The sequence below is a fragment of the Bartonella rhinolophi genome (assembly GCF_036576165.1).
Taxonomy (GTDB): domain Bacteria; phylum Pseudomonadota; class Alphaproteobacteria; order Rhizobiales; family Rhizobiaceae; genus Bartonella.
Genome location: NZ_JBAFWY010000001.1, coordinates 223,666 through 246,432, shown reverse-complemented (window position 1 = coordinate 246,432; position 22,767 = coordinate 223,666). Strand labels below are relative to the sequence as shown.

20 protein-coding genes are annotated in these 22,767 nt (G+C 38.0%); 11 read left to right on the top strand and 9 right to left on the bottom strand.

Annotation, left to right across the window (positions count from 1 at the left end):
* The first annotated feature begins 117 nt into the window (after positions 1-117).
* From V5N67_RS00980 to dapE, 3 genes are all read left to right on the top strand, one after another.
* The gene (locus tag V5N67_RS00980) at positions 118-906 is read left to right on the top strand and encodes an alpha/beta hydrolase (protein WP_332059896.1); all 789 of its coding nucleotides are present in this window, start codon (positions 118-120) and stop codon (positions 904-906) included.
* A gap of 36 nt (positions 907-942) precedes the next feature.
* The gene (locus tag V5N67_RS00975) at positions 943-1,689 is read left to right on the top strand and encodes a M48 family metallopeptidase (protein WP_332059895.1); all 747 of its coding nucleotides are present in this window, start codon (positions 943-945) and stop codon (positions 1,687-1,689) included.
* Between the two features lie 195 nt (positions 1,690-1,884).
* Entirely contained in the window at positions 1,885-3,057 is a 1,173-nt protein-coding gene (dapE, locus tag V5N67_RS00970; RefSeq protein WP_332059894.1) for a succinyl-diaminopimelate desuccinylase, read from the top strand.
* Positions 3,058-3,098: 41 nt separating this feature from the next.
* Here the strand turns inward: dapE and hemW are convergent, their stop codons facing one another.
* Both hemW and rdgB read right to left on the bottom strand, forming a co-directional pair.
* Positions 3,099-4,298 carry a radical SAM family heme chaperone HemW gene (gene hemW, locus V5N67_RS00965; protein WP_332059893.1) on the bottom strand — a complete coding sequence of 400 codons (1,200 nt, stop codon included), beginning with the start codon at positions 4,296-4,298 and terminating at the stop codon, positions 3,099-3,101.
* Entirely contained in the window at positions 4,295-4,942 is a 648-nt protein-coding gene (rdgB, locus tag V5N67_RS00960; protein ID WP_332059891.1) for an RdgB/HAM1 family non-canonical purine NTP pyrophosphatase, read from the bottom strand. Before rdgB ends, hemW begins: the two co-directional genes overlap by 4 nt.
* 319 nt (positions 4,943-5,261) lie before the next feature.
* Here rdgB and hrcA point away from each other — a divergent pair, with 319 nt between their 5' ends.
* Both hrcA and grpE read left to right on the top strand, forming a co-directional pair.
* On the top strand, positions 5,262-6,332 hold the full coding sequence (gene hrcA, locus V5N67_RS00955; RefSeq protein WP_332060292.1) for a heat-inducible transcriptional repressor HrcA: 1,071 nt from the start codon (positions 5,262-5,264) through the stop codon (positions 6,330-6,332).
* A gap of 123 nt (positions 6,333-6,455) precedes the next feature.
* Entirely contained in the window at positions 6,456-7,136 is a 681-nt protein-coding gene (gene grpE / locus V5N67_RS00950) for a nucleotide exchange factor GrpE (protein WP_332059889.1), read from the top strand.
* Positions 7,137-7,243: 107 nt separating this feature from the next.
* On the opposite strand, the gene thpR is transcribed toward grpE, so the two are convergent.
* From thpR to V5N67_RS00920, 6 genes are all read right to left on the bottom strand, one after another.
* Complete coding sequence (thpR, locus tag V5N67_RS00945; protein WP_332059888.1) at positions 7,244-7,783, bottom strand: RNA 2',3'-cyclic phosphodiesterase; 540 nt, start codon at positions 7,781-7,783, stop codon at positions 7,244-7,246.
* Between the two features lie 621 nt (positions 7,784-8,404).
* Positions 8,405-8,704, bottom strand: coding sequence for an HPr family phosphocarrier protein (locus V5N67_RS00940; RefSeq protein ID WP_332059887.1), 300 nt, complete (start codon positions 8,702-8,704; stop codon positions 8,405-8,407).
* 17 nt (positions 8,705-8,721) lie between these two features.
* Positions 8,722-9,117, bottom strand: coding sequence for a PTS sugar transporter subunit IIA (locus tag V5N67_RS00935; RefSeq protein ID WP_332059886.1), 396 nt, complete (start codon positions 9,115-9,117; stop codon positions 8,722-8,724).
* Between the two features lie 128 nt (positions 9,118-9,245).
* A complete protein-coding gene (locus V5N67_RS00930) occupies positions 9,246-9,710 on the bottom strand; it encodes an HPr kinase/phosphatase C-terminal domain-containing protein (RefSeq protein ID WP_332059885.1) in 465 nt (154 codons plus the stop codon).
* A gap of 23 nt (positions 9,711-9,733) precedes the next feature.
* A complete protein-coding gene (locus V5N67_RS00925; protein ID WP_332059884.1) occupies positions 9,734-11,518 on the bottom strand; it encodes a sensor histidine kinase in 1,785 nt (594 codons plus the stop codon).
* A 38-nt stretch (positions 11,519-11,556) separates the two neighbouring features.
* Entirely contained in the window at positions 11,557-12,279 is a 723-nt protein-coding gene (locus tag V5N67_RS00920) for a response regulator transcription factor (protein WP_332059883.1), read from the bottom strand.
* 391 nt (positions 12,280-12,670) lie between these two features.
* On the opposite strand from V5N67_RS00920, the gene lysM reads away from it, so the two are divergent.
* Positions 12,671-13,120 (top strand): peptidoglycan-binding protein LysM, encoded by a 450-nt coding sequence (lysM, locus tag V5N67_RS00915; protein WP_332059882.1) that lies wholly within the window; start codon positions 12,671-12,673, stop codon positions 13,118-13,120.
* Between the two features lie 153 nt (positions 13,121-13,273).
* Here the strand turns inward: lysM and V5N67_RS00910 are convergent, their stop codons facing one another.
* Positions 13,274-13,750 carry a copper chaperone PCu(A)C gene (locus tag V5N67_RS00910; protein ID WP_332059880.1) on the bottom strand — a complete coding sequence of 159 codons (477 nt, stop codon included), beginning with the start codon at positions 13,748-13,750 and terminating at the stop codon, positions 13,274-13,276.
* 770 nt (positions 13,751-14,520) lie between these two features.
* On the opposite strand from V5N67_RS00910, the gene dnaK reads away from it, so the two are divergent.
* The 5 genes from dnaK (at position 14,521) to lepA (ending at position 22,743) form a co-directional block, all read left to right on the top strand.
* The gene (gene dnaK / locus V5N67_RS00905) at positions 14,521-16,410 is read left to right on the top strand and encodes a molecular chaperone DnaK (RefSeq protein WP_332059879.1); all 1,890 of its coding nucleotides are present in this window, start codon (positions 14,521-14,523) and stop codon (positions 16,408-16,410) included.
* Positions 16,411-16,568: 158 nt separating this feature from the next.
* Complete coding sequence (gene dnaJ / locus V5N67_RS00900; RefSeq protein WP_332060291.1) at positions 16,569-17,711, top strand: molecular chaperone DnaJ; 1,143 nt, start codon at positions 16,569-16,571, stop codon at positions 17,709-17,711.
* Positions 17,712-18,535: 824 nt separating this feature from the next.
* On the top strand, positions 18,536-19,441 hold the full coding sequence (gene argB / locus V5N67_RS00895; protein WP_332060290.1) for an acetylglutamate kinase: 906 nt from the start codon (positions 18,536-18,538) through the stop codon (positions 19,439-19,441).
* Between the two features lie 34 nt (positions 19,442-19,475).
* The gene (locus tag V5N67_RS00890) at positions 19,476-20,372 is read left to right on the top strand and encodes a DMT family transporter (protein ID WP_332059877.1); all 897 of its coding nucleotides are present in this window, start codon (positions 19,476-19,478) and stop codon (positions 20,370-20,372) included.
* A gap of 565 nt (positions 20,373-20,937) precedes the next feature.
* Entirely contained in the window at positions 20,938-22,743 is a 1,806-nt protein-coding gene (lepA, locus tag V5N67_RS00885; RefSeq protein ID WP_332059876.1) for a translation elongation factor 4, read from the top strand.
* The last annotated feature ends 24 nt before the right edge of the window (positions 22,744-22,767 follow it).

The window sequence follows — 22,767 nt, the reverse complement described above, 5'->3', positions numbered from 1 at the left end:
CAAAAAAACAACTAGAATTCTTACTTTTTTCATCCTTTGATTTATTATTTTTGTGTTTGATTTGCAGGATAAAAACTTTTCTTTTATAAGTGGGGGTATTTTAAGGAGGAAATAATAATGGATCAAGATCTCCCTTGCCAATTTTTTTCATTTAAGGACACCGCTCTTGCAGTACGTCACCGTAAAGGCAGTTCCTCACCTGGCTTAGTTTGGATTACTGGTTATGGAGCTAATATGCTGGCTAGTAAGGCGGTTATGGTTGACGCTTTTGCTCAAAAAAATGGTTTGTCTTGTTTACGTTTTGATCATTCTGGTCATGGAGAGTCTGAGGGCAATTTTCTTGAAGGAACGATTTCACGTTGGGTGGAGGAAAGTTTAGCGGTTATTGAAGCCTATTGTGAAGGACCACAGATTTTAATTGGCTCTTCTATGGGGGGGTGGATTGCTCTAAGGCTTGCTCAGATGCTAGCAAAGAAAAGCAAAATGCTTGCTGGTATGATGCTAATTGCACCTGCTCCTGATTTTACGCGAACAGTGGTAGAGCCATTGTTGGGTATAGTAGAGTGGCAAATTTTGGAAGAAAAAGGATATATTGAAGTACCTGCAATTCGTAAAATTGGTTACGTGGAGCCGAAGCCTGTTTCAAAGGTATTTATTAAAGATGGACGAGAAAATTTTGTTATGAAAGGGTGCATCGATGTTGGATGTCCAGTTCATATTCTGCACGGAATGGAAGATGAACAAATACCCTATCAGCATACATTGGATTTGCTTAATCATTTACCTTTAAATGATGTAACATTGACGCTTGTTCGTGATGCAGACCATTCAATTTCGCGTCCGCAAGATTTGGATTGTATCGAAACGGCGTTGAAATTATTGGTTGATCGAGTTAAGGCAAAATAAGAAGGGGCAAATTCATTGGTGTTGAAGACATAGTGTATGACTGTTTATGAACAGCACTTTATTTTCTCTAATCGCATTGTGCCTCTGCGAGTGCGGGAACATAAATTCGCACGCCGTTTTACATTACGTATTAATGCAGGCATTCAAGGAATTTGTGTAACAACACCACCAGAGACAAGTCTCAGTTCGGTTCAGGGTTTCATTGAAAAGCACCGATCTTGGATTGAGGCACGTCTTGCTCGTGTACAAGGTTTACACGAAAGTTCTCATCTCAAAGAAGGTTCAACAATTCCTTTATTGGGTATTGCACATACCATTCGGCATAAAAAAGGGCGCGGAGTGACCGAAATTGTTGCAAGTAGTGCGGGACAAGAGCCAAAAATTATTGTTTATGGTCAATTGGAATATTTGCCAAGGCGTATTGCTGATGTTTTAAAAAAGCAGGCTGCACTTGTTATAACGCCGATGGTAAAGCATTATGCAAATGAAGTAGAATGTCAGGTAAGGTCAATTTGTTATAAGGATACCAAGAGTCGCTGGGGATCTTGTTCAACAGATGGGCGTCTTTCTTTTTCTTGGCGTCTTGTTATGGCGCCAAAGGAAATTGTAGAATATGTCGTTGCACATGAAGTAGCCCATCTTCTTGAAATGAATCATGGGAAAAAATTTTGGGATATTTGTGAAAGACTTTGTCCCGATAGTAAAGCTTGTCGTGCTTGGTTAAAGAAAAATGGTTATAGGTTGCATGCAGTTAATTTTCATTCATATAAGCTGGAGATATGAAAAATAAGACATATTTGATGGAACTTCTTGTTTTGTATTCCGTTATATATGTGCTTCGTTGCATGGTCAGGAAGCCATTGAAGCCTCAGCACGATTGTCTTCCCCTACTTGGTTTGCTGAGTGTCTTCAATGTTTTGCTTTATCTTTTTTGTAATTCAGCTTAAATAATGCTCAATTCAGATTGGAAAAGTACTTATGTGTGTTCTCACAAATCCTATTCAGCTATTACAAGCCCTTATCCGTTGTCCTTCTGTTACACCTCATGAAGCAGGCGCCTTATCAACTTTAGAACAATTTTTAAAAAAGATGGGATTTAGTGTTGAGCGTCCTGTTTTTTCAGATAAAAATACACAAGATGTTGAAAATCTTTATGCAAAAATGGGGAAAGAGGGTTCGCATCTCATGTTTGCTGGTCATACTGATGTGGTACCACCAGGAGAGCTAGAAAATTGGAAACATCCTCCTTTTGAAGGTGTAATAGATCAAGGGAAATTATACGGACGGGGCGCTGTTGATATGAAGGGTGCGATCGCGTGCTTTATTGCAGCACTGGCTCGGGTTCTTGAGAGGCGTCCCATTAAAGGAACAGTAAGTTTTCTGATCACTGGCGATGAAGAAGGTCCAGCTATTAACGGTACGGTAAAGCTTCTAAAGTGGGCAGAACAAAAAGGTGAAAAATGGACTGCGGCTCTTGTAGGAGAACCAACGAGCGTAAAAACCGTTGGTGATGTGATCAAGATTGGTCGTCGAGGATCAATTTCTGGTATCATTACGGTCAAAGGTCGCCAAGGTCATGTTGCTTTTCCTGAGCGGGCAGCTAATCCATTACCTTTAGCAAGTAAACTTATCCAAGCGTTGACACAAAATCCTTTGGATAAAGGAACGCAGAATTTTCAACCCAGTAATTTAGAATTAACAACCATTGATACAGGGAATTCTGCGGTAAATGTTATTCCAGCACAGGCGACGATACGTTTTAATATACGCTACAATGATCTATGGACAAAAGAAATGCTTGTGACAGAGATTGAAAAGCGTCTTGCTTTGGTGCAATCAAAGAACAAGAATGATCACTTACCTTACTATCAGCTGGAATGGGTGCAAAGTTTGGGGAGTGTTTTTGTGACCAAAAATGATAAACTCGTGAACACTTTATCAAATGCTATTGAAAGTGTGACAGGAAGTGTACCAGAGTGTTCAACTTCGGGTGGGACTTCTGATGCACGGTTTATTAAGGATTATTGCCCAGTGGTTGAATTTGGTTTACCAGGGCAGACTATGCACATGGTAGATGAGTGTGTAGCTCTTGATGCAATGGAAAGCCTCACTTCTATTTATGAACGTTTTATTGTCGATTTTTTTTCGTAGAAAAGCGATTACTTTGATGGCAGGTTGAAGTCATATGTGTTTTAATTTGCCAGTTGATTGATGATGTAGTCAAGAAGGATACGTCCTGTTGTTGTGGCTTTTAAGCACTGGTTTCCTACCATTTTTACCAATCCTTGTTGTTGTAAAGCGATAAGTTTGTCCATTGATAAGCCATTGGGGCTTAAAGCTTCATAACGGGTTAGATCCAAACCTTCTGAAAGGCGCAAGCCCATAAGAAGCATTTCGTTTGCTTGTTGTTCTTTGGTCAATTGTTCTGTTTCGACGCAGCCATGCCCTGTAGTTTCGACTAATTCGAGCCAATGTTCGGGATATTTTTCATTTATTGTTACATAACGTTCATGATTTGTAATTTGAGATGAAGGTGCTTTTGAAAAGGAAGAGGAATCGCTTGGTAGGTACTTGATAAAGCGTCCATGTGCTCCTGGACCAAAGCCCGCATATTCATGATAACGCCAGTAAAGAAGATTGTGCGCTGATTCAGCACCAGGTATTGCATAATTTGAGATCTCATAGGCTGGAAGTCCACACATAGTGGTTATTTCTTGGGTGAGATGATACATATCTGCTGCAAGCTCTGATGCGGGAAGGGTAAGTCTTCCTGCGGCATGAAGTCGTTTAAAAGCAGTGCCTTCCTCTATAGTCAATTGATAAAGAGAAAGGTGGTCTGCTGCCAAATCAATAGCTTGAAAAAGTTCATATTTCCATTGTTCGAGTGTTTGTTCGGGGCGAGCATAGATTAAATCAAAGGATAAACGTGGAAAGATTTTCCGCGCTAAAGTAATAGCGTTAAGGGCTTGTTTCACATCATGAAGACGACCAAGTTTTCGCAGTGCTTTGTCATTGAGTGCTTGTACGCCTAGAGAAAGGCGGTTAACTCCTGCTGCGCGATATCCACGAAAGCGTTCTGCTTCTACACTGGATGGATTGGCCTCCAGTGTGATTTCAACTTGATTATCGACTGTCCACTTTTTTGCGATAGCTTGCAATAAGGCATATACAGTCTGAGGCGTCATGAGGGAGGGTGTTCCTCCGCCGATAAAAATACTCGTAATATGACGTGGACCTATTTTATGGTATTGCGTTTCTATTTCGCGTTCAAAGGCGGTTACAAAACGTGATTGATCCACCCCATTTACGCGAACATGTGAATTAAAATCACAATAGGGGCATTTGGCAGTACAAAAGGGCCAATGAATGTAAATACCAAAAGATTCATTCATGAGAGTGCCAAAAGGTTTTCTGCAAAAAGCTTGAAAGCGCGCGCGCGATGTGAGAGAGGTGTTTTATCATTGAGTTTCCAGCCATGTTTTTGCTCCGTTGACATTTCACCAAAAGTATTTTCATACCCATCTGGTAAAAAAATAGGATCAAAGCCAAAACCTTTATCTCCGCGCGGAGGCCAAATAAATGTACCTTCCACGCTGCCGCGGAAATAATCTGCGTAACCATCGGGCCATGCAATACAGATGACCGATATAAATCGGCTTTTCCGTTGGCTTTTTTCATATGCTCCAATTTTTTGAAGTTCGTTTTCTATTTTTTGCATAGCTTGTGAATAATTACGTGTACCATCGGATTGAAGAGCCCAATCAGCTGTATAAACACCTGGCGCACCATTTAATGCGTCCACTTCCATGCCAGAGTCATCAGATAAGGCAGGAAATCCTGTATTTTTTGCAGCTGAAAAAGCTTTTATGTAAGCATTTTCTTCAAATGTTGTTCCTGTTTCTTGTGGTTCGAGCAAACCGAGCTTCTTTGCTGAAAGTGTTGTTAAACCAAAAGGAGCGATCAATGTAGTAATTTCGTGCAATTTATCGATGTTATGTGTGGCAATGACGAGATTTTGAGTTGCTATGCTTCTCATATACATTTCTCCAAAATGAAGTGAAGTGGCTATTTTCTGTATTTAAAACGAGCTGAAATGATCGTATGATATGGGTCTTATAAAATTTTACAAGATATGATTTTTCCGTATGTTTGCTGATATTTAGTTTAAATAAGGTTTTCTGTATTGGATGAGAGGGCAGTGGGAGAAATCCAAGAGAAGTATCTTTCTTTTTGACGATGGTATTTTTTTTATGATAAATATGCGATATACCTTTGCACCACTTTAAACTATTTGACCAAACCTTGGCAGGATTTATATAAGAAGCAAGTATTTTTAAAGTAGTGAAACAATTGTGATGAGACACAAATCGATTGATGATGAACTAAAATGTCTTGATGAGCGTTCGCGTGATATTTTTCGTCATATTGTTGAAGCTTACCTTAATGATGGTGAACCTGTAGGATCACGAAATCTTTCTCGGCTTTTACAACAGACATTATCACCTGCAACGATTCGTAATGTCATGAGTGATCTTGAACATCTTGGTTTGATTTATGCGCCTCATGTTTCTGCAGGGCGAATGCCGACACAATCAGGCTTACGATTTTTTGTTGATGCATTTATGGAAGCAGGTGATTTGCCGACACAGGAGCGCGAAAATATTGAAAATCAAGTCAAAGAGGCTGGCCATACACAATCGGTTGAACATTTTCTCATTCAAGCTAGCCAAGTTCTTTCAGATCTTTCACGTGGGGCGGGGCTAGTTCTTGCGACAAAACATGAAGGAACATTGAAGCATATTGAATTTGTGCGCCTTGATAGAGAGCATGCTCTTGCAGTTTTAGTGACTCAAAGAGGTGAGGTTGAAAATCGTATTGTTAATTTACCAGAAGGGGTTACCCATGCACAATTGACAGAGGCAACAAATTTTCTTAATGCACATATTCAGGGGCGCACATTGCGTGAAGCGAAAGAGGAAATTGCGCGTTTATGCTCTGAAACACGAGCTGCACTCGATCATTTGTCTCATCATCTTGTGGAAACTGGGCTTGCTCTTTGGGGAGGAGAAGATGCTAATCATAAAATACATCTTATTGTTCGTGGGCGAAGCAATTTGCTTGAAAATGTAAAAGCAGAAGAAGATTTAGAGCGATTACGACATCTGTTTGATGATCTGGAAACGCGTGAAAGTATGGCACAACTGCTCGATTTAACGGATGAAGGTTCGGGCGTTCGTATCTTTATTGGTTCAGAAAATAAGTTATTTTCGCTTTCTGGTTCTTCCTTAGTGGTGGCACCTTATTGTGATTCACAACAAAGAGTCGTCGGCGCTTTGGGGATTATTGGGCCGACACGGCTTAATTATGCAAGGATCGTTCCTATGGTTGATTATACGGCTCAACTTGTGTCGCAATTGTTGCGTTAGACTATTAGGTTGGGTATTCTATTATAGACATTCATTGTGTTGAGATGTGTAAATACCCCTTGATTTTTGTCTGTAAAGTTTCGATATCGAGAATAACAAGTCTTATGAAGGAATGAAATTTTTATGTCTAATGAAAAAAACAAATTTACTAGCGCTTCATTTGAAAATTGCGATTTGAAAAATCCAGCTGATCACGCTACGCTTAAACAAGCTGCTGATGAATTTTTGAAAATGCATGAAACAGAAAATCACGCAGACGTTGAAGAGCGCACAGATGTTAAAAAAGAAGGCGATGAATGTACCAATTCCTTGGATGTTTTGCAGGATGAAAATAAAGAACTAAAAGACCAACTTTTACGTCTTGCTGCAGATATGGAAAATCTTCGGCGCCGTACTGCGCGTGATGTGGCTGATGCGAGAGCTTATTCAATTGCTAATTTTGCACGTGATATGTTATCTGTTTCTGATAATCTTAATCGTGCTTTGGAGGCTATTCCAGAGGGTGCACGGGAAAATGATGCTGGTTTGAAAGCATTAGCTGAGGGTGTTGAAATGACTGAGCGTGCAATGATGGCAGCATTAGAGCGTCATGGGGTGAAGAAAATTCATCCAGAGGGGCAAAAATTTGATCCCCATTTTCACCAAGCGATGTTTGAAATTCCTAATTCTGATGTTCCAGATAATACCGTTCAGCAGGTTGTTCAAGCAGGCTATATCATCGGTGAACGTGTCCTACGTCCAGCGATAGTTGGTGTCACAAAAAGTGGAGCAAAAGAAGCTTTCGTTGAGCCTGATCCAGCATAAATATATCAGCAACAATATTCTCAGAATGAAACTATTAATATTATGTGCGGTTTCATATTTCTGAGGCATTTTTCAAAGAAGTTCTAAAGGGTGTTTTTAGCGCCCTTTTATGCTTGAAGTTCCCAACTTCCTTGCACTATATAAGGAACGTTGTCATCGACAGAGGGCGATGAAAATAAAACAAAATGATCAATATCAAAAAGAGGAAGCGAAAAATCACACCTAGAAGATACATAAGAAGAAAGATCTTCAGGTTGAACATCAAGCAATCGTGCAATGGTTATGTGAGGAGTGAACTTTCTTTGATCACGAGGTAATTTTAAACGTTCTTGAATACATTGTATCTGTTCATGCAAAAGATTGAGAGTTTCACAAGGTTCAATACGGACAACAAGAGAATCAGGAATAGTTTCTGAATCAAAAACCTTGGAATGATGAGTGCGTAATTGAAAAGGGGGAAGCTTTATTGTGTTAAAGGCACAAATAATTTCATCTGCTACGCAGCGTTCAACTTCGCCAAAAAAATACAAAGTAATGTGAAAATTTTGCGGATTCATCCATTGTACTTGAGGCAAACCATGCTGTAATGATACAAGTTTTTTCGTTATTTCTTGAGGAATCTGAAGAGCACTAAACAAACGTAGCATGATACTTCCTTATAGCTTAAAAGACACCGTCATAAACATGACGATAGATAAATTGATAGCAGCTCCTATTATGCTACTAAAGAAGAATTAATGTAGATAAAGAATGGCTAAAAAATGACTATCGTAAATAAATTGAATTTATAAGATTTGTTGATTACAAATATAGTTGTGATGCTAACAAGAGCCATATTTACGTAAAATTTATCGCACAGATATAGGGTTAGAAAATTACTTGTACTTTTATTATCAGCATTACAAATATTTACGAATATAATACAAAATAAAAAAAATTGCTAAAATTTTGATTGTAAAATAATCTTCACGGTTGTCAAAAATAAACCCAAGATGTTTTAGCATAATTAGTTAAAAAATCATATGTTTCTCTTTTATAAATATTTAACTAAAAATGTTAAGCATGGTGATAGCTATTTGGCTAAAGAGAGGTGTGTACAAATATTGTCATATAACTGACATAAATTCTTATATTTGAGATGATTATAATGCTAAAAGCACTCACATCTATATGGAATTATATGCTGATATTCATAAAAGAAAAAAGGGAGCTGATTAAAATAATGATGAGTTTAATTAAGGTGATGATAATTTTTTAGGCGAAGAGCTTTAATTCTCTTCCCCAAATTTATTTTTGATAAGTGTTTCAAGAGCATCAAGAGCATCAATTGCTTCGGGTCCTGAAACGTGGATAGTGATGTTACAGCCAGATGAAGCTGCTAACATCATAAGTCCCATAATTGATGAGCCACCGACGGTTTTTTCATCTTTTTCAACTTCAACAATGGCGTTAAAATTGTCAACAGTTTGTACAAATTTTGCAGAAGCACGTGCATGCAGTCCACGTTTATTACAAATATTGAGATGACGACTTAATATATTATTGGGAAGAGTTTCTTTAGAGGGCATCAGTGTTTAATTATCCGCTAAATCATGCTTGGCACATTAATATATTTGCGCCCCGCTTCTTGTGCTATTTTTAAGGCTTCTGATAATGAAATATCAGGGCATTGACGAATAGAGATTAGTTTAATGAGCATGGGAAGATTAACGCCCGCAATCATTTCAACCTGTCCTTTTTCAGTAACAGAAACAGCCATATTTGATGGTGTTCCACCGAATATATCTGTTAATATGATTACGCCATGATTTGTATTTGTGGAGGAAATTGCAGCTATAATATCACTTCGGCGCTGATCAATGTCATCATCAGGATATATGCATATTGTTGCGAATTTTTCTTGTGTTCCAATAACATGTTCCACAGCATGTAAAAATTCGATAGCCAATCCGCCGTGCGTAACAAGCACGAGTCCAATCATTTTACAAAAACTCCTGTTAATAAAGACCCCATACCGCGAGAGTATTATTTTACAAGGCTTTGCTGTACTTCCAAGAAAAATTTTCAAAAAAGAGAAAAAATAATGATTTTTTTATCTTCTGAAAAAAATTAGACAGATTTATGCCATATTGTTCTAAAAAAGAATGCTTCAATGGCTTGGCAAATGACTGTACAGTCTGCTTCATGAAGGCTGGGAAGCTTTAAAAGAGGAATGTGCAAATCCGCAAATTGAAAAGTCTGATTTGTGTAGAAACGTTCATATTCAGAGCCGAGAAGAATAACGCAGTCAATAATTGTTTGTTTTTCGAATTCTATTGTATAAAGACCAGCACCGCGAATTTCTATGCCACCTTGTAAATTTTCTGGAGTATATCCGTGAAGTTTTCCATTTTTTACACAAAGCATTGTATAATCATCACTGATAAGTTTTGCTTCACGTTTTGACCATCCAGCACGATCAAGTAAGGAAAGTGTGAGAGCTGATTTTCCTGATCCCGATGGACCTATAATCAACAGCCCTTTGCCTCCAAGTTGGAGACAGTTTGCATGTAGTATTTCATTTTTTGTTGTCATACTTTTTGCTTTGGATAAGAATCTTATTTGGCAAAGGGAAGTACAATAATAAATCGTGCACCAGTTTTACTATTTTCAGTTATGGGGTCAACAATATTTTCAGCTGTAATTGTCCCATTATGTGCTTCGATAATTTGTCGACTAATAAAAAGGCCGAGTCCTGAATTTTGTCCAAATGAATCTTCGCTTGGTCGATCGGTATAGAAGCGTTCAAAAATATGCTCAATATTTTCTGAGCGAATACCGGGACCATTGTCTTCAATTGTTAAGATGAGAGTTGAAGCGGTGCTTTTCATAGTTATACGAATCTGCCCACCATTATTAGGAATAAAGGAGCGTGCATTTTCAATGAGATTGGAAATAACTTGACCCAAACGAAGTTCATATCCTAACACAAGATAAGCTTTGCCATGAGGACGTGGAACAATATTAAGGCTAATATCAATGGCTTGTGTATTACGGTGTATCTCGTGGGTAGCATGAACAAAAGTTTCTAAAAGCAGACCCATATCAACAATTTGCGCGGTTTCACGAGCAAACTCTGCATCTAGCCGTGATGCATCAGAAATGTCGGTAATTAAACGATCAAGACGACGCACATCATGTTGGATAATTTCAAACAATTGTGTCTGCGCTTCTTTATTTTTAGCTAGTGGGAGTGTTTCAACAGCGCTGCGCAATGAGGTGAGGGGATTTTTTAATTCATGGCTTACATCGGCGGCGAAGCGTTCAATAGCTTCAATTCGTGTATAAAGGGCATTGGTCATATCTCTAATAGAAGCCGAAAGATGACCAATTTCATCTTCGCGTGCAGAAAAGTCAGGAATTTCTACACGTTTATTATTGCCGTTGCGTACACGGTTGGCAGAAGCAGACAGTTTGCTTAATGGATAAGCAATCGTATGAGCTAAAAACAGGGAAAGCACCAAGAGTACACTACCAACAACGGCAAAAACTTTAAAAATAACCAGTCTTTCGCCTTTTACAATGTTATCGATGTCTGCTCCTGTGGTTGAGAGAAGAAGAACACCCACCACTGCACGATAGCGCTGAACAGGTACAGCAACAGAAACTATTAATTGACCTTGTTTGTTTCGCCGTCTAGCGGTGGCAAGAGAACCATTCAATGCTCGGTAAACTTCTGGATAGACAATAGTACTGCTTTTTGCTTGCTTTTTATCAAGGGTAATACCACTGCCATAAAAAATATTTAAAAACCATGAATAGAGGCGTTTCCATAGATTGTGTTCAGTTTTGATAGAGGGTAAGTCATAGCTGAAAACTTCGCCGCTAGAATAAATAACACGTGAGTCAAGAAGCAATGTGGCATCACGATCATATATACGTGCCCTTGTTATTTTTGGCGTAATAAGACGTCGTAAAAGTGGGGCGACGCGTTCAGGATTAATAGGAAAATCCCAAGAGTCAGTTGATTGCGGTGCTGGTGTGATGCTTTCTCCAACTTGTAATTCCAGAAGTTTTTGGGGGTCAATGAGAATAGAGTTTGTATCTATAGTTGCAGAGGCAGCAATAGCTCCAGCGATAATTTTCCCTTGAATACACAAACTGTCGATTTTTGCTTCAATTAAACCATCACGAAATTGATTAAGGTATAAAATACTTGTAACAAGAATGCCAAGGGCAGCAAGATTTAAAATGACAATACGACGTGTAAGACTAGAAAAAAATAATTGTTTGTACAATCGTTGTACCCGAGAACGCAAATGGGCAAGCATAGAAAACCGTTTTAAAGAAGCGTTGTTTGATGCTTTCTTTTGCAAAGTCTCCAATTGAACATTTTTTGTCATTGATTTGATCGCCGTTCAAACTTTTGCGACAAAATATTTTAAACTTCGTGAAAACGATAACCTACACCGTAAAGTGTTTCAATCATTGCAAAATCATTATCCACTTGTTTAAATTTTTTACGCAAACGCTTAATGTGACTATCAATGGTGCGATCATCTACATATACTTGATCACTATAGGCAGCATCCATCAAAGCATCACGACTTTTTACAACCCCTGGGCGTTGTGCCAAGGTTTGAAGAATCAAAAATTCTGTGACAGTTAGGATAACAGGTTTATCTTTCCATGTACAGGTATGGCGCTCTTGATCCATAACAAGATCTCCACGCTTAAGAGAAGAAGCAGGTGAGATTCCTGTTGTAAGTGGCTGATTACGAGTACTTGAACGACGTAAGATAGCCTTCACTCGTTCAATGAGAAGACGTTGAGAAAAAGGTTTTGTAATAAAATCGTCTGCTCCCATTTTAAGACCAAACAGCTCATCAATTTCATCATCCTTAGAAGTTAAAAAAATAACTGGAACATCAGATTTTTGACGAAGTCGGCGTAAAAGCTCCATACCATCCATGCGAGGCATTTTAATATCAAAAATAGCTAAATGTGGGGGATGCAATGTTAAGCCTTTGAGTGCAGATGCTCCATCCGTGTAGCTTTCAACTCGATAGCCTTCTGTCTCAAGCGCAAAAGATAAAGATGTTAAAATATTGCGGTCATCATCAACAAGTACAATCGTTTGGATGATTGTTGGAGTATCCTTCATGGCTTCTTAGACCTTTCTATTGCCGTGGTAGCAAATCGCCCACACTATTTATATGGGAGTTCACACTTTTTTTGCAAAGCAAATATGACACAAATTGTAGCAGAGTAAAAAAACCTTTTATCGTCATAATAAAAGCTATTTTGTCTTTGCATTTTTATAATGCTTTTGCATGTATTAAGTTCCATCTTTTGAGAATAAAATTTTCATTAAGGCATTTTTATCAAAATTTACCGTTATTTATGTCCAATAAATGAACAGACTCATTTGTGATAGTTGAAGTTTAGAAAACCCGCCTATCTGCTTTAAAAGCAAAAAAATTTTAAAAACAAAGAAAATAACGTGGTGATAAACAAATACAAAATGTGTCTAAATTTCAAAAAAGGAGATCATAATGGGACTATTTAATTTTGTTAAAACAGTTGGAGAAAAGCTTGGTATTGGGGATCATGAACCAAAAGAAAAAGATTTCAAAGATGCATTTGATAATTTTCAGCTTAATACAGAAAAAGTAGGTGTTCGGGTTGAAAATGGTAAAGCTATTTTGAGTGGTGAAGTTCAAGATAGGGAAACATTTGAAAAGGCGGTTTTAGTTGTTGGTAACGCGCAGGGGATTTCTTCTGTTGATACCGATCAATTAAAGATTGCGAACACTACATCTACAAAAGTTTCTCGTTTTTATGAGGTGAAATCTGGTGAGAGTCTTTGGAAAATTGCTGAAAAAGTTTACGGAAAAGGGCAAGGTGATAAGAACGCATTCATTTTTGAAGCCAATAGGCCGATGCTCAAATCACCTGATAAAATTTATCCTGGACAAGTTTTGCGTATTCCTGAGCTTAACTAAGTTTAACCAAATGTAAGGTGAATCCTTTATTTTAAGGTATATTCTATCCGCAACGCTGAATAAAAAGTAAGAAGCATAAAATTTTTTTATGCTTCTCACATGCCAAACTAGTTGAATATTAATGAAAAATTTATTAAATGAGTAAATTAGGAATTACTCATATGTAGCTTGTGTATTTACATAAAAGTAAATGTTGATTGTACCAGCTTTTTCAAATGTTAGCTTTGCATTGATTTTATCGCCTAGTTTGAATGGTTGTGAAATCCCCATGAACATAACATGATCACCACCTGGCTTAAGTGTAACTTCACCATTGCCAGGAATTTCGATGCCATTAGGAATTTTTTCCATTTTCATAATATCATTAACGACTGTCATGGAATGAAGTTCTGTTGTCTGTACTCCATTTGTTGAAACAGAAATTAAACGATCTGGGGTGTTGCCATGATTAATGATACTAAGATAACCCCCACCAGATTTTGTCCCTGTGAGTGTTGGACGTGTCCAAGGGTGGACGATTTCTAAATTACCCAGTTTATATCCATGAGCGATTGCTGGCAAAGTTATAAAAGAAAAAATAAGAATTCCTAAGATATTTTTGATAACTGTTCTTGTAATAAGTATCACCATTATTCACCCTCATTTATTAAAATTACCTTTGAATATTTGTGAATGCATTAGCAGAGTTTTTCGTCAAAATAAATAGAGAAAATTGCTCATCTTATTTTTGGTAAGAATGCATGAGTTTGTTGTTTTGGGAGGAAGGAGATAAGGTTTAAAATGACGTGCATTTCAGATAATAGTGAAACGTTTGTTTTCATGAAAGATTTGTTTTTGTAATAGGCAAGATGAGCTTATTATAAGCTGAGATGCAAGAGGTACCACGTTCATAAATTGCGTAATAATATTACAGTTAATGAGGGTTTTTTTAAAGAAGACTGCAATTCGTGATATAAATTTATTGCGCTTGAATAATATTTTTAAAAGTTTTTTACATACAGTGATTTATATATGGATAAAGGGTGTCAGATAAGATGTTCATCATTACTTTTGTCATTTTTTCAATTCTTACCAGTTAATATTTTGCATGTTGCAAAAATCAAAGAAGGAACCCATTGTTGTGCCTACTTGTATTTTCAGTGAAGATGATTTTTGCACGCAAATATAGCAAATATAATACTCTTTTTAAGGAAAAACTTTATTTTGGAAATGTTTCTTCATTATTCTCTTGTAGGGATAAGAGCTTGTTCTTATATACCAAGCAACGGGGCTTGTTGTGGCTTTCAATTTATTATTTTTGTGTAATTTGAAATGAGATGCAGGCTTTGAATGTGATAAGGAGCTGTTTTAAAAAGATGCTTGATGAAGGTTGAGGCAGCTTGCTGAATGGAGATTATAATATGGCAAAAGTAATTGGTATTGATTTGGGGACGACTAACTCTTGTGTCGCTGTTATGGATGGCAAAAATGCAAAGGTCATCGAAAATTCAGAAGGAGCGCGTACGACACCTTCTGTTGTTGCTTTCACTGATGGGGGTGAACGGCTTGTTGGTCAGCCTGCTAAACGACAAGCGGTTACAAATCCTGAAGGGACGGTTTTTGCAGTTAAGCGCTTGATTGGTCGCCGATTTGATGATCCCATGGTTGAAAAGGATAAAGCACTTGTGCCTTATAAAATTGTTAAGGGCGACAACGGTGATGCGTGGGTTGAAGAAACGGGTAAAAAATATTCTCCATCGCAAATTTCAGCTATGATTTTGCAAAAGATGAAAGAAACTGCCGAGTCTTACCTCGGTGAAAAGGTTGAACAAGCAGTTATTACAGTTCCTGCTTATTTTAATGATGCGCAACGTCAGGCTACTAAAGATGCTGGTAAAATTGCTGGGCTTGAGGTTTTGCGGATCATCAATGAGCCAACAGCTGCTGCTTTAGCTTATGGTTTGGATAAAAAAGACGGGAAAACTATTGCTGTTTACGATCTTGGTGGCGGTACCTTTGATATTTCTGTCCTTGAAATCGGAGATGGCGTTTTTGAAGTTAAATCGACCAATGGAGATACTTTTTTAGGTGGTGAAGATTTTGATATGCGCTTGGTTGGTTACTTTGCGGATGAATTCAAAAAGGAACAAGGAATTGATCTGAAAAATGATAAGCTGGCGTTGCAGCGCTTAAAAGAAGCGGCGGAAAAAGCGAAGATTGAACTTTCTTCTTCACAACAAACAGAAGTTAATTTGCCATTTATCACAGCGGATCAATCTGGTCCAAAGCACTTGACGATGAAATTAACTCGGGCAAAATTTGAATCTTTAGTTGACGATTTAGTTCAACGTACTATCGAGCCTTGTAAAGCTGCACTAAAAGATGCTGGATTGAGTGCTGGTGAGATTGACGAAGTTGTTTTAGTGGGTGGTATGACTCGTATGCCCAAGATTCAGGAAGTGGTGCAAAGCTTTTTTGGCAAAGACCCACACAAAGGTGTTAATCCTGATGAAGTTGTGGCGATGGGTGCTGCCATTCAAGGGGGCGTATTGCAAGGCGATGTAAAAGATGTATTGCTTTTGGATGTAACGCCTTTGTCTTTGGGTATTGAAACGTTGGGTGGGGTCTTCACGCGTTTAATTGAGCGCAATACAACTATCCCAACTAAAAAATCACAGGTTTTTTCAACGGCAGATGATAATCAAAATGCTGTGACTATTCGTGTTTTTCAAGGTGAACGCGAAATGGCTAGTGATAATAAATTGTTGGCGCAATTTGATCTTGTTGGTATTCCACCCGCACCACGGGGTGTGCCTCAGATTGAGGTTACTTTTGATATTGATGCGAACGGTATTGTGAATGTTTCAGCCAAAGATAAAGGAACTGGTAAAGAACACCAGATTCGTATTCAAGCATCGGGTGGTTTGAGTGATTCTGATATCGAAAAAATGGTTAAAGATGCTGAAGAACATGCAGCTGAAGATAAAAAGCGCCGTGAAGGTGTTGAAGTTAGAAATCAAGCGGAAGCTCTCATCCATTCAACTGAAAAATCACTGACTGAATATGGCGATAAAGTATCAGCTGAAGAAAAAGGGCAGATTGAAACCGCAATATCTGATTTGAAGTCTGCGCTTGATGGCACTGATACTGAAGAGGTAACAGCAAAGATGCAAAAATTAGCAGAGGTAAGTATGAAGCTCGGACAGGCTATGTATGAAGCTTCGCAAGCAGCAGCCAACACTGAGACAAATACAGAAAGTGATGATGTTGTCGATGCTGATTTTGAAGAAATTAATGATAAGAAGAAATAGTGATAAGAAAATGTGTTAATGAATCAATAAACCCGGCCTTTGAAATATAAGGCGGGGCTTTATTGTTTGAGATTAGTTGCAACTCTGTTACTAAAGACATAAATTGAAAGAAAATGTTATCTTAAAATAGATGACAAATGATTTATCAGGAATACATGATGAAGGTTGACTATTATGAAATTCTTGGTGTGACCCGTGAATGTGATGATAAAAAGCTGAAATCCGCTTTTCGTAAGTTGGCAATGCAATATCATCCTGATCGTAACGCAGGGGATAAAGAGGCAGAGCGGAAATTTAAAGAAATTGGCGAAGCCTACGAAGTTCTCAAAGATCCTCAAAAGCGGGCTGCTTATGACCGCTTCGGTCATGCTGCCTTTGAAAATAACGGTCGAGAGGGAGCAAATCCATTTGGTGGTTTTGCCGCTGGTGGCGGATTTGCCGACATTTTTGAGGATTTTTTTGGTGAAATTATGGGGGGTGGGCACCGTAAGCGTAGTGATGGCCGTGAGCGTGGTGCAGATCTGAGCTGTAATGTGGAAGTGACTTTGGAAGAGGCATTTTCAGGAAAAACTGCACAAATTAATATTCCCAGTTCTGTTACTTGTGATACTTGTGAGGGGTCAGGTGCGAAAAAGGGGTCTAAACCACAAACTTGTGGGACTTGCCATGGATCTGGTCGTGTGCGTGCTGCGCAAGGCTTTTTTTCTATTGAACGAACATGTCATGTATGCCATGGACGCGGTGAAACCATTACGGATCCATGTCCTAAATGCCATGGGAAAAAACGGGTAGAAAAAAACCGTTCATTGAGTGTAAACATTCCAGCTGGTATTGAAGATGGTACACGTATTCGTCTTTCTGGAGAGGGTGACGCTGGTATTCGCGGTGGTCCCAACGGTGATCTTTATATTTTTCTTTCTATTAAACCACATGAATTTTTTCAGCGAGATGGGGCAGATCTTCATTGTCGCGTTCCAATTTCAATGATTACAGCTGCTTTAGGAGGCGAATTTGAGGTTTCTGATCTTGATGGCGTTAAAGCACGTGTTAAGGTTCCAGAAGGTACTCAAAATGGGTGTCAGTTCCGCCTTAAAGGTAAAGGGATGCCTATGCTGCGCCAAAAAGAAAGAGGTGATCTTTATATTCATATCACTATTGAAACACCGCAGAAGCTGACGAAAGAACAACGTGAATTGTTACAAGAATTTGAGAAGCTTTCAAATCATGAAAATTCGCCGCAATCGCACGGTTTCTTTTCACGTATGAAGGAATTTTTTGAGAATATTTCTGGTCAAAATTAGTAAGGAAGTGTGAGAAAGGCATGCCTAACGGACCATTTTGATGAAATATTTCAGAATTTTTTCTCCGATTAGGTGTGTCTGATTCTGTGCATGTGAAAGGGTATGATAAATGCTAGACGTTTCGCAATTCTAAGGCTGTGATGATGTCATAAAATGGTGATTTTAAAATTACGTCTTTTGAAGGGAGTGAACGGTTCTCAAGGGAGAGGTTGTGTGTATTTTTTTGTATAAACAGAGGGAATAGCTTTCTTCTTGTAGTGAGATAAACTCTGCAGAAGGGTGTTTAGATTTTTTTCGGGTATCTTTCTGTTGTGAGTGAGATGATTTTAATTATCACGAAGATAATGGGCACTTTAACAATTTCGCAAGTTGCTTCAAAGAAGTATGTACAGTTTAGAAGAATGTAGTAATGAAACGTATGTATTACAGATTTTTTTGGTGTGATTTTGTTTTTGCACTAAGAAATCAACAGTTGTATATGTTCACACTCTTGTGAAAAGGTTTATTATAAGATACAATAAACCCCTTAATATACGATGTTTCTTAAAATTTTTTTAAATTTTTCTGCCAGATTTCATACATAAGGTCATAAGAAATTGACAGTGTGTATTTCTATTTTTTTCAATTCTTTTGTAGCAATCATTACTAAGAAAGCTGATTTTAATTCATCTCATTATTACTTTTCATTATTACTTTGATCGTAATGTTAAGATAACTTGACGATTCTCAAGGAGATGGAGAGAGCAAGATTTATTTTAAAATTTGTTTTCACTTTTCCTAAATTTCATTAAGAGATGGTGAAAAATTATGAGGAGGCTCTTTTGATGGATGATGTTGGGAAAGTTGCTGCAGATATTTTTGAAAAACAGGCAGCATTTTTATCGTCTTCTTTACCTTATATGCAAAAATATGAAAACGAAACTGTCGTTGTAAAGTATGGCGGTCATGCTATGGGGGATCCTGATTTGGGGCGGGCATTTGCGCGCGACGTTGCTTTGTTGAAGCAATCAGGCATTAACCCTATTGTGGTTCATGGTGGTGGTCCTCAAATTGCTAAAATTTTAATGAAAATGGGGATTGAATCGCGATTTGAGAATGGTTTACGCGTGACCGATGAACGAATTGTTGAAGTCGTTGAAATGGTGTTGGCAGGATCTATAAACAAAGAAATTGTTGCTCTCATAAATGCTGAAGGTGAGTGGGCAATAGGATTATGCGGCAAGGATGGTAATATGGTTTTTGCCGAAAAGGCTTATAAAACTGTGATTGATCCTGATTCGCATATTGAGCGTGTTTTAGATTTAGGGTTTGTTGGTGAACCTGTTGAAGTTGACCGAAGATTACTGGATCTTTTGGCATGTTCTGAAATGATTCCAGTTCTTGCTCCTGTTGCTCCAGGTCGCGATGGCAAAACTTATAATATTAATGCTGACATTTTTGCGGGAGCCATTGCTGGTGCTTTAGAAGCAAAGCGCCTTTTGTTTTTGACTGATGTGTCTGGAGTATTGGATAGAGAAGGTAAGATTTTAAAGGAACTCACAATTGCTGAAGCTGAAAAGCTTATCAAGAATGGAACAATTTCAGGAGGTATGATTCCAAAAGTAGAAACATGTATTAATGCCCTTCGAAATGGGGTAGAAGGGGTGGTTATCTTGAATGGTAAAACTCCTCATTCTGTTTTGCTTGAATTGTTTACCGAACACGGTGTTGGGACTCTTATCGTTTCCTAAAATGTAGAAGAATAAGTCGAAGGATGGAATTTTTATGGCTGAAATAAAACAGTTAAAACGCCCTTCATTTAGTCAACAGGAATTGGTGCTATTTTCTGCAACAATACTGTGGGGAATTACATTTTTAGTCACACATACGGCGGTACGCTATAGTGGTCCTCTCTTTTTTATAGGATTTCGTTTTATTGTTGCTTCATTTATATGTGGGATGATTTTTGGGCGCTCTCTGAAAGGTATAACGGTTTATGAGATTTTTGCTGGTATTGTTGTTGGTTTTGCAATGTTTCTTGGTTATGCTTTGCAAGCATCTGGGCTTCAGACGATTATCAGTAGCCAATCAGCTTTTATTACAGCACTTTATGTGCCGATGGTTCCAATATTGCAATGGATTATTTTTAAAAAATCCCCTCGTTTAACCAGTTGGATTGGTATTATTTTTGCTTTTGTTGGGCTTATGTTTGTTTCAGGGCAAGGGATAAAGGGGATTCATTTTTCAAAGGGTGAAATTTTTACTTTGCTAGGCGCTTTAGCGATTGCTGTGGAAATCATTCTTATTGGTTTTTTTGCCAGTAAAGTTAATAGCTATCGTATTACAATTGTACAGTTGTTTTTTGCGAGTTTTTGTTCATTTTCTTGTATGCCTTTAGTAGGAGAAAGCATTCCTGCATTTTCGTGGGTGTGGGTGAGTGTTGGTATAGGATTGGCACTCATGAGTGCAGTAATTCAATTAGCTATGAATTGGGCACAAAAATCTATTTCCCCTACTCGTGCAACACTTATTTATGCGGGGGAGCCCGTCTGGGCTGGCATTGTTGGGCGTTTGGCCGGTGAACATTTATCTCCTTTAGCTTTATTGGGTGGTTTGTTTATTCTGATCGGAATTGTTGTTGCTGAATTACAACCCTCACAATGGCGAAAAAAAATAAAATGATTCAAAGAAGCGATGAGCTTTCTTTTTCTAGGGCAGCAATTTGAATGATGATTCTTTTAAAACAGGGATATTCATTGAGGTTTTGAAAAGCTTATACACGGTAAAATAAAATAAGATGAAAGAGCAGGACAAAATTTTTCATCTTTATGGCTCTTTCGGGAAAAGTAAAATTTTGTATTTTAAAAAGATATTAAAAGGCAAAATGCTTTCTAGGTTTTGCTTTTGGGAGGAGAGGGGGGTATTTTTTTAGGTTTTCTTTACCAAGTTTACAAAGTGAACTGTAATCCACAAGCAAAAGAAAGCATAGTACACAAGCTTTGATCAACAGATCAAATTGTAGAGAGATTTTTAATGTGAGCTAAAGAGTGTTGATGATACTCTAAACTTATATGAGAAAATAAAAAAGCATTTGGATATTTTTGAAGATTTTTATTACGATTGAGTTAAGTAGATTTCAAGGAGGAAGGTTCGTTTTTTACAGAGCACTTTTTTCTTGTTTTAAAGATTTTCAAAGGTATGTAATTGGTCTTTGCGTTTTGTGTTATTCTTTGCTAAATCGCCCTGTATGACTGTAGATCGCAATTATATACGTAATTTTTCCATTGTAGCACACATCGACCATGGAAAGTCGACTTTGGCTGATCGTTTAATTCAAATGACTGGTGGTCTTGAAACACGAGAAATGAAAGACCAAGTTCTGGATTCTATGGATATTGAGCGCGAGCGTGGAATTACCATTAAAGCACAAACGGTACGTTTGCATTATAAAGCAAAGAATGGTGAAACTTATATTTTGAATCTTATTGATACACCTGGTCATGTTGATTTTGCTTATGAAGTTTCACGTTCGTTAGCAGCTTGTGAGGGTTCACTGTTGGTGGTAGATGCGAGCCAAGGTGTCGAAGCACAAACATTAGCAAATGTTTACCAAGCTATTGATAATTCTCATGAGTTGGTTGTTGTGCTTAATAAGATTGATTTGCCAGCAGCAGAGCCTGAGCGTGTTAAAGAACAAATTGAAGATGTTATTGGTATTGATACGTCCAAGGCAGTGGAAATATCGGCAAAAACAGGCTTGGGTATTGCTGATGTTTTAGAAGCAATTGTGATGGAATTACCACCTCCACCTATAGGTGATGTTGTCAAACCCCTAAAGGCAATGCTGGTTGATAGTTGGTATGATGCTTATCTTGGTGTTATCGTTTTGGTTCGAGTGATTGATGGCGTATTAAAAAAAGGTCAAACCATTCGCATGATGGATACAGGGGCAAAATATCCAGTTGAACGGGTTGGGGTATTTACTCCTAAAATGGTACAGGTTGATGAGTTAGGACCAGGAGAAATTGGTTTTATAACAGCCTCTATTAAAGAAGTTGCTGATACACGGGTTGGCGACACTATTACTGAAGAACGCCGCCCTTGTGAAGAAATTTTGCCTGGTTTTAGACCTGCTCAACCAGTTGTTTTTTGTGGTCTTTTTCCAGTTGATGCAGCCGATTTTGAAGATTTGCGTGCAGCCATGGGTAAATTACGCTTAAATGATGCTAGTTTTTCTTTTGAGATGGAAACATCAGCTGCTTTAGGTTTTGGTTTTCGTTGTGGTTTTTTAGGACTTCTTCATCTTGAAATTATTCAAGAGCGTTTAGAGCGTGAATTTAATTTAGATTTAATCGCTACAGCACCTTCTGTCGTTTATCGTATGAATATGAATGATGGTTCTGTTAAGGAATTGCACAATCCAGCTGATATGCCCGATCTTGTTAAGATTTTTTCCATTGAAGAGCCATGGATTCGGGCAACAATTATGACGCCTGATAATTATCTTGGAGCAGTTTTAGAGCTTTGCCAAGAACGGCGTGGACAACAGGTTGGTTTATCTTACGTTGGGACGCGTGCTATGGTGACGTATGACTTACCTTTAAATGAAGTTGTTTTCGATTTTTATGATCGTTTAAAATCAATTTCAAAGGGATATGCTTCTTTCGACTATCAGATGCGTGAATATTCTGAAGGTGATTTGGTTAAAATGTCTATTTTGGTCAATGGAGAATCGATCGATGCTTTGTCGATGCTTGTGCACCGCAGCATAGCAGAAAGGCGCGGACGTTCTATGTGTGAAAAACTTAGAGATCTTATTCCTCAACATATGTTTCAAATTCCAATTCAAGCAGCGATTGGTGGTAGAGTTATTGCTCGTGAAACAATTCGTGCTTTGCGTAAAGATGTGACAGCTAAATGTTATGGCGGTGATATTACCCGTAAGCGCAAACTTTTGGAAAAGCAAAAAGAAGGAAAAAAACGAATGCGTCAGTTTGGAAAAGTAGAAATTCCGCAGTCAGCTTTTATTCAAGCTCTTAAAATGAGTAAATAATGAACAAAAAGAGAAGTTTTCTTC